The sequence below is a fragment of the Teichococcus oryzae genome (assembly GCF_008386565.1).
Taxonomy (GTDB): domain Bacteria; phylum Pseudomonadota; class Alphaproteobacteria; order Acetobacterales; family Acetobacteraceae; genus Pseudoroseomonas; species Pseudoroseomonas oryzae.
Genome location: NZ_VUKA01000001.1, coordinates 458917 through 472802 on the forward strand (window position 1 = coordinate 458917; position 13886 = coordinate 472802).

A 13886-nucleotide genomic window follows, 5' to 3' on the forward strand; every position below is an offset into this window, starting at 1 on the left:
CGCCCTGCGGCAAGGCTTGCGCCCATGATCGACATCGACCGCATCCGCGCCGAGACCCCCGGTGCCGCCCGCCGCGCCTATCTGCACAATGCGGGGGCGGCGCTGATGCCGGCGCCGGTGCTGGAAGCGCAGATCCGTCATCTGAGGCTGGAGGCGGAGATCGGCGGCTATGCCGCGATGGCGGCGGAGGCAGGGCTCCTCGATGCCGTTTATGACTCGGTGGCGCGGCTGCTGAATGCCGGGCGGCGGGAGATCGCGCTGGTGGAGAACGCCACCGTCGCCTGGCAGATGGCCTTTTATTCGCTGCGCTTCGCGCCCGGCGACCGTATCCTGACGGCCGAGGCCGAATACGCCGCCAACTATGTCGCCTTTCTGCAGGTGGCGCGCCGCACCGGCGCCGTGGTGGAGGTGGTGCCCTCGGACGCTTCAGGCGCGCTGGATGTGGCGGCGCTGGAGCGGATGATCGACGGGCGGGTGAAGCTGATCGCCATCACCTGGGTGCCGACCAATGGCGGCCTGCGCAACCCGGCCGCGGCGGTCGGGCGCGTGGCGCGGGCGCATGGCATCCCGTTCCTGCTCGATGCCTGCCAGGCGGTGGGGCAGATGCCGGTGGATGTGCGAGCCATCGGCTGCGACATGCTTTCGGCCACCGGACGGAAATTCCTGCGCGGCCCGCGCGGCACCGGCTTCCTTTACGTGCGGCAAGGGCTGCTGGAGCAGCTGGAGCCGCCAGTGATCGACCATTTCGCCGCCCCCTGGGTGGCGCGCGGGGAATACCGCCTGCGGCCCGATGCGCGTCGCTTCGAAACCTGGGAAAACAACTACGCCGCCCGCGCCGGGCTGGGATGCGCGGTGGATTACGCGCTGCGCATCGGGCTGGAAGCGATCGAGGCGCGGTGCCACCTGTTGTCGGACCGGCTGCGCGCCGGGCTGGCGGCGCTGCCCGGGGCGCGGCTGCGCGACCTTGGACCCGATCCCTCAGCCATTGTGTCCTTCACCCTGGATGGGCGGCCGGCGGATGAGGTCGTGGCGGCGGCCGAACGGGCCGGCGTCGCCATCGGCGCCTCGGACCCGGCTTCCACCCGCATCGATGCCGAGCGGCGGAACCTGCCGGTGCTGGTCCGCGCTTCCCCACATTACTACAACACGGAAGCCGAGATCGACCGGCTGCTGGAACTGTGCGAGGGGCTGACGGCGAGATGACAAAACGGTAACACGACCTCCTCACCATGAAGGATGGCGGCTGTTGCCCTGTTTCACGATGCTTCCTCCCTTGGCGCGATTGCGCCGGCCCGTCACCACTGCCCTGCTTGTCGCGGCCGCCTGGCTGGCCGTGCCGCGGGATGCGGATGCCAGCTACGGCTTCTATGTCGGCAAGAACCTGACGGCCGATGGCAGCGTGCTGCTGGGCGGTACGGGGGAGGAAGTCTCCGGCCACTGGCTTGAGATCGTGCCACGGCGGAAGCACGCGCCCGGCGACACCGTGACCGTGGGCGTCACCGACGAAGCCAGCATCCCGGGCAAGCTGACCACCATTCCCCAGGTGCCGGAAACCTTCCGCTACCTGACGATGAACTACAGCGATTATCAGGGTTTTCCGGCGCCGCTGACCAATGGCGGGCTGAACGAACACGGCGTCGCCATTCGCGACATCTGGTCGACTTCCCGCAGGGAGCTGATCGAGATGACGCCCCGGCCGCAGCAAGGGCCGCAATACAGCGATCTCGCGCGCATCGCGCTGGAGCGGGCGAGAACCGCGCGGGAAGCGGTGGAGATCATCGGCCGGCTCATCGACGAGCATGGCTACTCCACCTATGGCGGCAATTCGCACCTGATCGCCGACAAGGATGAAGGCTGGGTCGTGCTGCAATTCGCCGGCGGCAAGGGGCTGTGGGCGGCGGAACGACTCGGGCCGGACGAGGTGCGCGCCTCCTATCCCGGCTATATCGGCGAGTTTCCGCCGGATTACCGCGACAATCCCGACTTCATGGGCTCGGCCAACCTGATCTCCTTCGCCGAGGAGCAGGGCTGGCATGATCGCGCGGCCGGCAAGCCCTTCAACATCCACGGCGTCTACAGCCGGCAGGATCTGCCGATGCGGTCCGGCGCGAAGTTCTGGGCGATCGAGGAGATCGAGGCGGAGTTGCGCGCCGCCGCGCCGATGACGCCGGCCAAGATGATGAAGATGGTGCGCGATCCGCGCATCGCCGATGAGGAAGCGGGCTATGGCCAGGTCGCGCATCTGCGCGGCGATGTGCGGCCCGAACTGAACCTCGTCTGGGTGGCGCCGACGGGCTCCGTCACCGCGCCCTTCATTCCCTGGCATCTCGGTGCGGAGGAGGTGCCGCCGGAATTCGGCATCCACCGCTATCTTTATCGCAACGCGGGTGCGCATTTCCTGAACCCGGCCTTCCAGAGCCAGGAAGCCACCGAATTCGCCGGGCGGCTGTTCAAGCGCCTGATGTACCACACCTGCGCCAGGCCCGAGACCTTCCTGCCCGAGGTGACCGCCGCGCTGGAAGCCTTCGAGGGCCGCATGCTGGCCGAGATCGGCGATGTGCAGCGCACGGCCGACATCCTGTACGCCAGGGACGAGCCCGCGCTGGGCAGCCGGTATCTGAGCTTCTACAGCCGCACCAGGGCCATGGAGGGGATGCGGCTGGGCCATGACCTGCTGGCCTCGGTGGAGACGCGCAGCAAGCTGATCTTCGGCATTCCGGCGGCTCCCGGCGGCGAGATCAACTCGACCGGCGGGGAAACGCCCAACTGCCTGGTGGGCCACGACCCGGACCAGCCGCGGCGCTGATCTTCGCGGCATTGCCACCTCCGGTTCAGGTCGCCATGTAACCGGGCGACTGAACCGGAGTGTTTCCTTTGCCTTCCGAAACTTCGCGCGGCCATCTCGGAACACTGCGCACCCTGGCTCCCTATCTTTGGCCGCGTGGCGAAACCGGGCTCCGCGCGCGCGTGGTCATCGCCCTGGCGCTGATGCTGCTGGCCAAGGCCGCCAACGTGCTGGTGCCCATCGCCTATGCCCGCGCGGTGGACATGCTCGGCCCCACGGGCGGCACCGCCGCGGCGCTGGTGACAGTGCCGGTGGCGCTGATCGTCGGCTATGGCCTGCTGCGCATCACCTCATCCTGGTTCGCGGAATTGCGCGACGCGGTGTTCACCCGCGTGCAGGCGCGGGCGGGGCGCGTGATTGCCCTGCAGGTGTTCCGCCACCTGCACGCCCTGTCGCTGCGCTTCCATCTGGACCGGCAGACCGGCGGCATGAGCCGGGTGATCGAGCGCGGCACGCGCGGCATCAACTTCGTGCTCGACTTCATGCTGTTCAACATCATCCCCACGCTGATCGAGATCCTGTTCGTCGCGGGCATCCTGTGGGGGATGTTCTCCTTTTCCTTCGCCGCCGTGACGCTGGTGACGATCGGGCTCTACATCGCCTTCACCCTGGTGTTCACCGATTGGCGCCTGCGCTTCCGCCGCGCCATGAATGAGATGGACCAGGAGGCCAACACCAAGGCCATCGACAGCCTGCTGAACTACGAGACGGTCAAGTATTTCGGCAATGAGAAGCACGAGGAGCGGCGCTACGACAGCACCCTCGCGCGCTACGAGCAGGCCTATACCCGCTCCGAGGTGACGCTGAACTACCTCAACATGGGGCAGGCGGCGATCATCGCGCTGGGGCTGACGGCGGTGATGCTGATGGCGGCCAATGGCGTGGCCGATGGCAGCATGACGGTGGGCGATTTCGTGCTGGTGAACACCTACCTGATCCAGCTCTACCTGCCGCTCAACTTCCTGGGCTTCGTGTATCGCGAGCTGAAGCAGGGGCTGGTGGACATGGAGGCCATGTTCACCCTGATGCGCGAGCCTCAGGAAGTGGCCGATGCGCCGGACGCGAAGCCGCTCGCCGCCGGGCCCGGCGCGCTGGCGTTCCACGATGTCCGCTTCGGCTACCGCCCCGACCGCACCATCCTGAAGGGCGTTTCCTTCCATGTGCCGGCGGGGCGGACCCTGGCCATCGTCGGGCCGACGGGGGCGGGCAAGTCCACCATCTCCCGCCTGTTGTTCCGCTTCTACGACATCCAGGACGGCCGGATCCTGCTGGACGGGCAGGACATCCGCCAGGTCACGCAGGAAAGCCTGCGCCACGCCATCGGCGTGGTGCCGCAGGACACCGTGCTGTTCAACGACACCATCCGCTACAACATCGCCTATGGCCGCCCCGACGCCTCGCAGGAGGAGGTTGTGCAGGCCGCCAGGCTGGCCCAGGTGCATGATTTCGTGATGCGCCTGCCGGATGGCTACAACACCCGCGTCGGCGAGCGCGGCCTGAAGCTGTCGGGCGGGGAGAAGCAGCGCGTCGCCATCGCGCGCACCATCCTGAAGGACCCGCGCGTCCTGATCCTGGACGAGGCCACCAGCGCCCTCGACACCCGCACCGAGCAGGAGATCCAGGCGGCGCTGCGGGACGTGTCCCGCGGCCGCACCACGCTGGTGATCGCGCACCGCCTGTCCACCGTGGTGGATGCGGACGAGATCATCGTACTGCAGGAGGGGCAGGTGGCCGAGCGCGGCAACCACAACGCGCTGATGGCCGAGGACGGCCTGTACGCCCAGATGTGGCGTCGCCAGTCCGAGGCGGTGGCGGCGGCGGAAGCGGCGGCGCGCGCCCAGGCGGCGGCGGCCGAGGCCGGGGTGGAGGCGGGGCCGGGACGGCGCCCCGCGCATGACCCGCTGGCCGGTTGAAACAGGATCGGGGGTTTTGCTTCGCCCCCGTCGTGCCTATGTCACCGCTTCGCATCAGGAGGGCACCATATGCAACTGGATCCGCAGGGGGTCGCCCCGGAAGACCTCAGCCATGCCGGCTCCGTCGTCGACAAGGCGATCGAGTACATGATCGAGCAGAAGATCGCGCCGATCTCGGTGGCTTCCGCCCTGCTGGGCGGCGCGCTGGGGCTGATGGCCCGCTCCATGGAGGACCGCGCCATCGCCAATGTGCTGCGCAGCGCGCTGGCCTCGGTAGAATCGGGGGAACTGGCGGAAATGCGCCAGGGCCCCGCCCATGACGACATGTGAGGGCAATCCGGCCCGGTGATCCTGGTCCTCCGGCGCGGCCTTTGCCGTCCGGATCCTTGACTCTCGGCGGCCGGCGGGCCATACGCGCGCTCTGTTTTCGTCGAGGGTGCGGTGCGTGCCGTGGCCCGTACCGTATTTTTGTGAAGGGTTAGCGCCATGGCTCGCCGTTGCGGCATCACTGGCAAGGGCGTGTTGACGGGCAACAACGTCAGCCACGCCAACAACAAGACGCGTCGCCGGTTCCTGCCGAACCTGCAGGAAACGTCGTTCTTCTCGGACGTGCTGGGCACCTCGATCCAGCTGCGGCTTTCCACCAACGGCATCCGCACGGTGGAGCACAATGGCGGGCTGGATTCCTTCCTGCTCGGCACCTCCGACCGCAAGCTGCCGACCGAGGCCCTGACCCTGAAGCGCCGCATCCAGCGCGCCCAGGTGAAGAAGGCTGCCGCCACGGCCGCCTGAGCCTGCTCAGCCCAGGCTGACACGAGCGTGAAGCGCCGCGCTTCAGGGAAAGCCCCTGGAGCGCGGCGTTTTTACGTTTGCTCAATGGCTGTCCCGCAGGATGGGCCGCATGTCAGCCAATCCCGCCCTGCTCACCGCTTGCCCGCCACTTCCGGGCGCCTGTCTGTTCCTGGCCATGCTGTGCGCCGGACTGGCCTGGCTGGCCTGGCGCCGCCATGGCCTCCATCGGGCCTCCCGGGCCGAGGCCGCGAGGCTGCTGGCTGAACTGGCCGCCCGTAGCCGCCACCTGCATCTTTGCGCCCAGGAGATGCATGGGCTGGGGCTGAGGCTGGTGGGACAGGATGGCGAGGCCGCCGCCGCCGGAGCCTCGGCCGCCGGGCTGGGGCGCACGCTGCTCTGTCTCGCCGCGGATCTTCAGGATGTGGCGGCCCAGGGGGCGGGGCCACGCAAGCTGCGGGAAGAACGCCTGGCGCTGGACCCGCTGCTGCGTGCCACGCTGGACCAGGTGACGCTGGCCATGGCGCCCGGCCGCCGCGAATGGCGGATCGCCCCGGAGCTGCGCGAGCTTTCCGTTCTCGCCGACCCTCGCGCCCTGCGTGGCATCCTGACCCAGGTGCTGACCCGGGCCGTGCGGCACACCCGGGAAGGCGATCCCATCGAGCTTCGCCTGGTCCGCGCCGATGAAACCTTTGCCATCCTGGTGGAGGATGAGGGGGCCGGGCTGGCCGCCGGCGATCTGGGCCACGTCCTGGGCGGCGAGGGGACGCGCGGCATCGGCCTGGGGCTGGCGGTCGCCCGCCAGCTGCTGCGCGCCCATGGCGGCAACCTGACCATCGAGGCGCTGCGTGGCGTGGGCGCGCGCGCCTGGATCACGCTGCCGCGCTTCCGTCTGCTGCCCGGGGCGGAGGTCAGTGCCGGAAGCTGAAGAACAGCAACTGCCCCTGCTGGAAGAACATCTCGTTGTCATCCACCTGCAGGGCGACCCACAGCTCGCCCCGGTGGCGGAAGGCGCTGACGCCTTCCCAATTGTCGGGCGGCAGGTCGTCCGGGCGGATCAGCGTTTCCGGCTCCAGCAGCGCCCCGGCCACGGGCCGGGCCAGCTGCGCGGCGGGAATGCGCCGCAACATGCCCCGGAAGCCACCCCGCAGCAGGCTGAAGCTCCGCTCCACCACCAAGGCGCCGCCATCCGGCAGCGGCGCCACATCGGTGGGCACGAAGCCGGCGGAAGGGCGGTAGCGCAGCGGCATCCAGGTGCCGGGCCGGCCGATCCAGCTGCGCAGCGTTCCTTCCGGCGCTTCCAGCCCCTCCGTGATGGCCAGCCAGCTTCCATCCGCCAGCACCGCGAGGCTTTCCAGCCCGCCATTGGGCGGCGCCTCCTCCAGCCCCGGAGGCGGCTGCAGCACCGGCTCGCAGCGCGCGGTCGGGGCGGCATAGGTGCAGATGCGGTGCCAGCGCTCGAAGCCCACCAGCCAGGTACCGTCCGGCAACCGCGCCAGGGATTCGGCATCCCGCATCAGGGGGCGCGGCAGGGGCAGAGGGAAATCCTGCCGAAACGGCAGGCTGCGCACATCCTCCAGCGCCGCCGGCACCCCATCCGGGCCCGGCACCAGCCGCCCGAGCACCCAGCGGCCCAGGTCGCTGATGGCGGTATAGCTGAGGTCATCGCCCACATGCAGGCCCGACAGCCCGCCCAGCCCCATGGCGTGGCGATCCAGCAGCAGCCGGCCACGCGGCACCAGGAGCGAGTCGGGGGGCAGGGAAATGGGGGCCGCGGGGGTCGCCGGATCGCCGCCGCGGAGCAGCGCGCAGGAGCCGAGCCCGCCCAGCGCCAGCGCCCCCAGCAGGAGGGCGCGGCGGCGGGAGCGGATCACACCACCATGGGCGCGCGTTCCGTGGCGGCGCGCTGGAAGGCGGCGGCGGCGTCCTCGTCGAACAATTCCGCCAGCTTCTTCATCATGGTGCCGCCCAGCTCCTCGGCATCCACGATGGTCACGGCGCGGCGGTAATAGCGCGTCACGTCATGGCCGATGCCGATGGCGATCAGTTCCACGAAGTCCCGGTGCTCGATATCGTGGATCACCTTGCGCAGGTGCCGCTCCAGGTAGTTGCCCGGATTGACGGACAGGGTGCTGTCATCCACCGGCGCGCCGTCGGAGATCACCATCAGGATGCGGCGGCGTTCCGGCCGCTGCAACAGGCGGCGATAGGCCCAGTCCAGCGCCTCGCCGTCGATGTTTTCCTTCAGCAGCCCTTCGCGCAGCATCAGGCCCAGATTCTTGCGGGCCCGGCGCCAGGGCGCGTCGGCGGATTTGTAGATGACGTGGCGCAGGTCGTTCAGGCGGCCGGGATTGCGCGGCTTGCCTTCCTGCACCCAGCGCTCGCGGCTCTGGCCGCCCTTCCAGGCGCGGGTGGTGAAGCCCAGGATCTCCACCTTCACCGAGCAGCGTTCCAGCGTGCGCGCCAGGATGTCGCAGCACATGGCCGCCACCGAGATCGGCCGCCCGCGCATGGAGCCGGAATTGTCGATCAGCAGGGTGACCACGGTGTCGCGGAAATCCGCTTCCCGCTCCCGCTTGTAGGACAGCGACAGCATCGGGTTGGCGACGATGCGGGCGAGTCGCGCCGCGTCGAGCTGCCCTTCCTCCAGGTCGAATTCCCAGGCGCGCTGCTGCTGCGCGAGCAGGCGGCGCTGAAGGCGGTTGGCCAGCTTCGAGACAACGCCCTGCAAATGGGAAAGCTGCTGGTCGAGCTGCTGGCGCAAACGGGCCAGCTCCTCGGCGTCGCACAGATCCTCCGCCTCGATCTCCTCGTCGAATTTCCGGGTGAAGGCGCGGTAAAGGGAGGAATCGTCGGTTGGCCCGGTGTCCTTGCGCTGCTGCGGACCACCCGGACGGTCCTCGCCCTCGGCGGCGACGCCTTCCTCTTCTTCCTGGCTGTCGCCTTCTTCCTCGGCCGCCTCGCCCTGCATGGCCTCGGGCTGGGCGCCCAGCGTCGGATCCTGCTGCTCGCTTTGGGACTCGCCCTCGGCCGAGTTGTCCTGCTGGGAGGAGGTTTCGCTGCCATCCTCGCCGGCCTCGTCCTCCTCCGCCTCGGCCTCCACCTCGGCCTCGACCAGGTCGAGGGCGGTGAGAAGCTTGCGGGCGGCGCGGGCGAAATCGCTTTGGTTCTCGCGCGCCGCCGCCATCTCGGAGAGGGCGGTGTCGGCCTTCTCGCCCAGCGTGTCGCGCCATTGCTCCAGGATGCGCTGGGCGGCGGCGGGGGCGGGCTCGCCGGACAGGCGCTCGCGCGCCAGCAGGGACAGCGCCGCGGGCAGCGGCAACTGGTCCTTGCGGGTCATCCGGTCGTAACCCTCGGTTTCGCAGGTCTCGGCCAGCTTGGCGTCGAGATTGGCGCGCACGCCGGGCATGTGCTGGCTGCCCACCACCTCGACCCGCGCCTGTTCCAGCGCGTCGAACACCTCGCGCGCCTCGCGCTGCTGAGGCGTGCGGGCAGCGTGCGCCGCCTCGTCATGGTGGCGCAGGCGCAGCGCGATGGCGTCCGCGGCGCCGCGCAGCTTGGCCATCTCGGCCGGCGGCAGGGCGCGCGTCGGCAGCGGCAGGCGGGCGCGCTTGCCGGCCAGGCCGGAAGGGCCGGGCTGATAGGCGACCTGCACCTCGGCGTTGCGGGCGATGGCGCGCAACGCGCCGGCCGTGGCGCGCTTGAATTCTTCCTGCCGGGTCTGGTCCTTGGAACCGCTCATGAACTCAACTCTCCCGCTGCCGACGAAAAACCCCGGAAGCCGCGCAGGGCCTCCGGGGGCGGGTGGATCAGCCCTTGCGGACCAACAGCCCGGTCGGGATCTCCTCGTTGAAGCAGCGCTGGTAGTACTCGGCCACGGTGGAGCGTTCCGCCTCGTCGCACTTGTTCAGGAAGGACAGGCGGAAAGCGAAGCCGACATCGCCGAAGATCTTGGCGTTCTCGGCCCAGGTGATGACGGTGCGCGGCGACATGACGGTGGAGATGTCGCCGGCGATGAATCCGGCGCGGGTCAGGTCGGCCAGCGCCACCATCGCCTCGATCTGCTTCTTGCCGGCCAGGTCATCCGGCTTGATGCCGAGCTTGGCGGCGACGATGGAGCTTTCCTGGGCGTGCGGCAGGTAGTTCAGCGTGGCCACGATGTTCCAGCGGTCCATCTGGCCCTGATTGATCTGCTGGGTGCCGTGATACAGGCCGGTGGTGTCGCCGAGGCCCACCGTGTTGGCGGTGGCGAACAGGCGGAAGCCGGGATGCGGGCGGATAACGCGGTTCTGGTCGAGCAGGGTCAGCTTGCCCTCGACCTCCAGCACGCGCTGGATCACGAACATCACGTCCGGCCGGCCGGCATCGTATTCGTCGAACACCATGGCGCAGGGATGCTGCAGCGCCCAGGGCAGGATGCCCTCGCGGAATTCCGTGACCTGCTTGCCGTCCTTCAGGACGATGGCGTCCTTGCCGATCAGGTCGATGCGGCTGATGTGGCTGTCGAGGTTGACGCGGATGCAGGGCCAGTTCAGCCGCGCCGCGACCTGCTCGATATGCGTCGATTTGCCGGTGCCATGATAACCCTGGACCATGACACGCCGGTTGAAGGCAAAGCCCGCGAGGATGGCGCGGGTGGTATCGGGATCGAACTTGTAGGTGGGATCGGCCTCGGGGACATGCTCGGTGGTGACCGAGAAGGCGGGGACCTCGAGGTCGCTGTCGATTCCGAACACCTCGCGCGCCTTGACCGTGGTGTCAGGCAGGTTGATGGCGCTGGTGCTGCGGTTCTCAGTCAGGGTGGCGACCTTGCTCATCGGGTTCTCTTCGCTCTCATACGCTCGTGCCGCATTACAGGCCGCGCACGCGGCACGGTCCAGGGGGTCCGGCGGTTAAAAGCCGCCGCCGGGGCTGCGTTTCTCAGGCCGCGCGGCTGGAAGCGGGCTTGCCGGCGGCCTTGCCCGCCTGCCCGGGCACCGCGCTTTCGGCCATGGAAGCCAGCCGCTTGCGCAGCAGGCTGTAGGCGCGGTTGATGTCCTTCAGCTTGTCCTCGGCCGTTTTGTCGCCGCCATTGCTGTCCGGATGGTAGCGCTTGGCAAGTTCCTTGTAACGCGCGCGCAGCGCATCCTGTTCCAGTGGCCAGCCGAGGCCCATCAGGTCCAGCGCCGCGCGCAGCTCGGGCGGCGCTTCCCGGGCGCTCTTGCGGGGCGTCGGCGGCGCCTGGCCGAACAGGCCGAGGGGGTCCCGGAACAGTTCCGGATTGAGCTTGGCGCCGCCGAGCCGCCCCAGCGGCCAGGTGGGCCGCTGCCAGCCGCTGTCCGAGCGCAGGTTCTGCTCGATCTCGTCGGCGTTCATGCCCTTGTAGTAGTCCCAGGCCTGATTGTAGGCGCGGACATGCTCCAGGCAAAAATGGTAGTAGTCGCGCAGCCGGCTGCGGTCGCGCGGCGCGCGGAACTCGCCCGGGGCCTCGCAGCCGGGGGCGTCGCAGGGCGGGGCGTCGGTGGGGATGTCGGGTCGGGGACGGGCGCCGCGGCGGGCCATGGGCTGTTCTTTATGGGCGCCAGGACGGACGGCCGCAAGGCACCCCGGCCATCCCCGCGGTATAATCCGTCATCCCGGCCAGCCCTGGCTTCGCAGATCAGACAACCATAGGATGCAAAGGAAGTGAAAGGGCAAACCTTTCGCTTGGCAGGTGCGCGCCGGCGTGGAAAACCTCGCCTCATGTCGAAGCGCGCGGACCGCATCCGAAACACCCTGCTCTCGACCTTCGCCCCCGCGGAGGTCGAGGTCATCGATGACAGCCATCACCATGCCGGGCATGCCGGCGCCCGCCCGGGCGGCGAAACGCACTACACGGTGCGCGTGGTCAGCCCCGCCTTCGCCGGGCAAAGCCGGGTGGCGCGCTCCCGCGCCGTGCACGAGGCCCTGGCCCCGGAATTCTCCGGCGGCCTGCATGCGCTTTCCCTGCGCCTGCTGACGCCTGCGGAGGCCGGGGGGGCGGCGCCCGGCGCCTCCTGACGCGGCGGTGGGCAGATGATGAAGAGCGAGATCCTTTTCGAGGACGAGCACCTGCTGGCGGTGCACCACCCGGCCGCGGCCGGCACGGCGGGCGCCGCCACGCTGGTGACGTTCTCCGACCTCACCTTCCGTCCCAGTGGCACGCAGATCTGGGGGCAGGAGGTGGTGGGCAAGCTGGGCCTCAATGCCATCGGCTTCGTCGCCAAGCGGGAAAACTGGTTCCCCGCCGCCTCGGTCGCCGCCGCGGCGCCGGCGGTGCGCGCGGCCATCCCGGGCGAGGCCGTCGCCTATGGGTACAGCATGGGGGGCTACGCGGCGCTGAAGCACGCCGCGGCCCTCGGCATCGGGCAATCCTTCGCCGTGTGCCCGCAAAGCTCCATCGCCCCGGCCGAGGCGCCGTGGGACACGCGCTTCCACCGCTTCCACCGGCCGGCGCTGCATGGCACGATGGCGGTTGGGCCAGGCGAGCCAGGCGCCTTCTCGGTGATGTTGGCCGATCCCTACATGCCGGAAGACCGCGCCCATGCGGGCCGCCTGGCCGAAACGGCGGGGGTGCACTGGCTGCGCACGCCGTTCATGGACCATGCCTCGATCTGGCTGCTGGTGGACAGCGCCTTCCTGTCCCAGGTGCTGGAACGGGTGCTGGCCCAGGATCTGGGGGGGCTGACGCGGATCATGCGGGCGCGGCGGCACACCTCGCCGCACTGGTTCCGCCATGCCGGGAACGCGGCCTTCCGGCGCGGCCATGTGGCCATGGCCAACCGGCTCTGGGCGCGGGCGGTGGCGATCGGGCTGCACCCCATGGTGCGGGAGCAGGATGTCGGCCGGCTGTTGCCGCAGCGCATCCAGGAACTGCGCGCCGCGGGACGCGATGCGGCGGCCCGCGACCTGGCGTCGCGGCAGGCCGCCCTGGCGCCGGATGACTTTGCCAGCCAGTCCCACGCCGCGCATGCGCTGCTGGCCATGGGCGCGGTGGACGCGGCCGAGGCGCCGTTCCGCACCGCCCTGGCCCTGCGGGCCGATGTGGGCCACATCTACCAGGGGCTCAGCCTCGTGGTTGGCAGCCAGGGGCGCGCGGAGGAAGCGGTGGCGCTGTGCCGCCAGGGCATCGAGGCCGCCCCGCAGGACACCGGCCTGCGCGCGCATTTCGGCCATCTGCTGCTCAACACCGGCAATGTGGACGAGGCCGAGGGGCTGTTCCGGGCCTCACTGGAAAGCGACCCGGCCGACCGCAAGGCGATGCTGGGCCTCAGCCATACCCTGGCGGCGCGGGGCAATCGCGACGAGGCGATCGCCGTCGCCCGGCAATTGGTCGAGGCAGGCGACACGGATGCGGCCGCCTTTGTGTGGCTGGGGCAGTTGCTGCTGGTGACCGGCGCGCCGGAGGAAGCGGAGCCGGTGTTCCGCGATGCCCTCGCCGCGGCGCCGGAGCTGGGGGCCGCCCATATCGGCCTCGCCCGAGCGCTGGAGCGGAGCGGCCGCGCCGAGGATGCGCGGCGGGTGGCGGCGGAAGCGGCGGCGATGCTGCCCGGAGATCCCAAGGTCCAGGCCATCGCCGCGCGGCTCGGGCCGCCTTCGGAGATGCTGGCGGCGGCGGAGGCGGGGCCGCCGCCCTCGGGGCTGCGGCGCTTCCTCAGCGCCTTCTTCAGCCGCGACGAGTAGCGCCGGCCGGTTCCGTGGTGGCGTATTCCGGCCAGCGCCGGGCCACCACCGGGCTGTCGGGGGCATAGGCCAGGCAGGTGCCCAGGATCGCGGGCTTGCGCGGGCGGCTATCGGCCGGGTCCGCGCGAGCCTCCTCCATCCTGCGGCGCGCCGCATAGGTCGTCTGGAAGGCCACGGTGGCGAGCTGCGCCAGCATCTCCCGCAGATGCGTGCAGCCGACGATGCCGCCGACACGCTCCTGCACCGCCCGGTTGAAGCCCGGTCCGATCCTCAGCCCGGCGAGGCGCGAGAAGCTGCCCGCCGCAGCGGGGCACACGGCGTAGGGGGTGTGGTCGCTCACTGCCTCGCAGTGATGGATCAGCAATTCGGCATCCACCGTCAGGCGGATCGACATGCCATGCAGCACGTCCCCCGGCTCCAGGTGGCGGTCCATCGTGTCGAAGGCCTTGCTCTTGGTGTCCGCCAGATGGCCCTCGATGTCGAACAGCCCGTCTTCCCGCTCGAAGCCATGCATCTCCAGACGGCGCTGATGCAGGGGCGCGCGGGGCGCGGGGGCGGAAAGGGGCATGGGGGTGGGCCTCCGGCATGGTGCGGTGCGGCAAGAACATTGCCATATGGCACATGCATCCTGGGCCGGTAAGGTCGGCATGGCCGCATTG

Annotated in this window: 13 protein-coding genes; 8 read left to right on the forward strand and 5 right to left on the reverse strand. The window is 69.9% G+C overall.

Going from position 1 to position 13886, the window contains the following annotated elements; translation table 11 throughout:
- Positions 1-24 precede the first annotated feature (24 nt).
- The 6 genes from F0Q34_RS02125 (at position 25) to F0Q34_RS02150 (ending at position 6475) form a co-directional block, all read left to right on the forward strand.
- Positions 25-1203: an aminotransferase class V-fold PLP-dependent enzyme gene (locus tag F0Q34_RS02125; RefSeq protein WP_149810470.1), complete on the forward strand. Its 1179-nt coding sequence runs from the start codon at positions 25-27 to the stop codon at positions 1201-1203.
- Between the two features lie 70 nt (positions 1204-1273).
- Positions 1274-2806: a C69 family dipeptidase gene (locus F0Q34_RS02130; RefSeq protein WP_206667938.1), complete on the forward strand. Its 1533-nt coding sequence runs from the start codon at positions 1274-1276 to the stop codon at positions 2804-2806.
- 59 nt (positions 2807-2865) lie between these two features.
- Entirely contained in the window at positions 2866-4758 is a 1893-nt protein-coding gene (locus tag F0Q34_RS02135; protein WP_370750872.1) for an ABCB family ABC transporter ATP-binding protein/permease, read from the forward strand.
- Positions 4759-4827: 69 nt separating this feature from the next.
- Positions 4828-5088 carry a hypothetical protein gene (locus F0Q34_RS02140; protein ID WP_149810471.1) on the forward strand — a complete coding sequence of 87 codons (261 nt, stop codon included), beginning with the start codon at positions 4828-4830 and terminating at the stop codon, positions 5086-5088.
- 156 nt (positions 5089-5244) lie between these two features.
- Positions 5245-5550 carry a 50S ribosomal protein L28 gene (gene rpmB, locus F0Q34_RS02145; RefSeq protein WP_149810472.1) on the forward strand — a complete coding sequence of 102 codons (306 nt, stop codon included), beginning with the start codon at positions 5245-5247 and terminating at the stop codon, positions 5548-5550.
- 109 nt (positions 5551-5659) lie between these two features.
- A complete protein-coding gene (locus F0Q34_RS02150) occupies positions 5660-6475 on the forward strand; it encodes a sensor histidine kinase (RefSeq protein WP_161600756.1) in 816 nt (271 codons plus the stop codon).
- Here F0Q34_RS02150 and F0Q34_RS02155 read toward each other — a convergent pair.
- The 4 genes from F0Q34_RS02155 to F0Q34_RS02170 form a co-directional block, all read right to left on the reverse strand.
- On the reverse strand, positions 6459-7421 hold the full coding sequence (locus F0Q34_RS02155; protein ID WP_149810474.1) for an esterase-like activity of phytase family protein: 963 nt from the start codon (positions 7419-7421) through the stop codon (positions 6459-6461). The genes F0Q34_RS02150 and F0Q34_RS02155 overlap by 17 nt on opposite strands.
- Positions 7418-9289, reverse strand: a complete 1872-nt coding sequence (gene cobT, locus F0Q34_RS02160; RefSeq protein WP_149810475.1) for a cobaltochelatase subunit CobT — start codon at positions 9287-9289, stop codon at positions 7418-7420. Before cobT ends, F0Q34_RS02155 begins: the two co-directional genes overlap by 4 nt.
- 67 nt (positions 9290-9356) lie before the next feature.
- Entirely contained in the window at positions 9357-10364 is a 1008-nt protein-coding gene (cobS, locus tag F0Q34_RS02165; RefSeq protein ID WP_149810476.1) for a cobaltochelatase subunit CobS, read from the reverse strand.
- Positions 10365-10467: 103 nt separating this feature from the next.
- Positions 10468-11088: a J domain-containing protein gene (locus F0Q34_RS02170; protein WP_149810477.1), complete on the reverse strand. Its 621-nt coding sequence runs from the start codon at positions 11086-11088 to the stop codon at positions 10468-10470.
- 180 nt (positions 11089-11268) lie between these two features.
- Here F0Q34_RS02170 and F0Q34_RS02175 point away from each other — a divergent pair, with 180 nt between their 5' ends.
- Together F0Q34_RS02175 and F0Q34_RS02180 are read left to right on the forward strand one after the other, a co-directional pair.
- Positions 11269-11565, forward strand: a complete 297-nt coding sequence (locus F0Q34_RS02175; protein ID WP_149810478.1) for a BolA family protein — start codon at positions 11269-11271, stop codon at positions 11563-11565.
- A gap of 18 nt (positions 11566-11583) precedes the next feature.
- Positions 11584-13227 (forward strand): tetratricopeptide repeat protein, encoded by a 1644-nt coding sequence (locus tag F0Q34_RS02180; RefSeq protein ID WP_161600757.1) that lies wholly within the window; start codon positions 11584-11586, stop codon positions 13225-13227.
- Here F0Q34_RS02180 and F0Q34_RS02185 read toward each other — a convergent pair.
- On the reverse strand, positions 13211-13795 hold the full coding sequence (locus tag F0Q34_RS02185) for a DUF2889 domain-containing protein (RefSeq protein WP_149810480.1): 585 nt from the start codon (positions 13793-13795) through the stop codon (positions 13211-13213). The two genes, F0Q34_RS02180 and F0Q34_RS02185, sit on opposite strands and share 17 nt — an antisense overlap.
- Between the last annotated feature and the right edge of the window lie 91 nt (positions 13796-13886).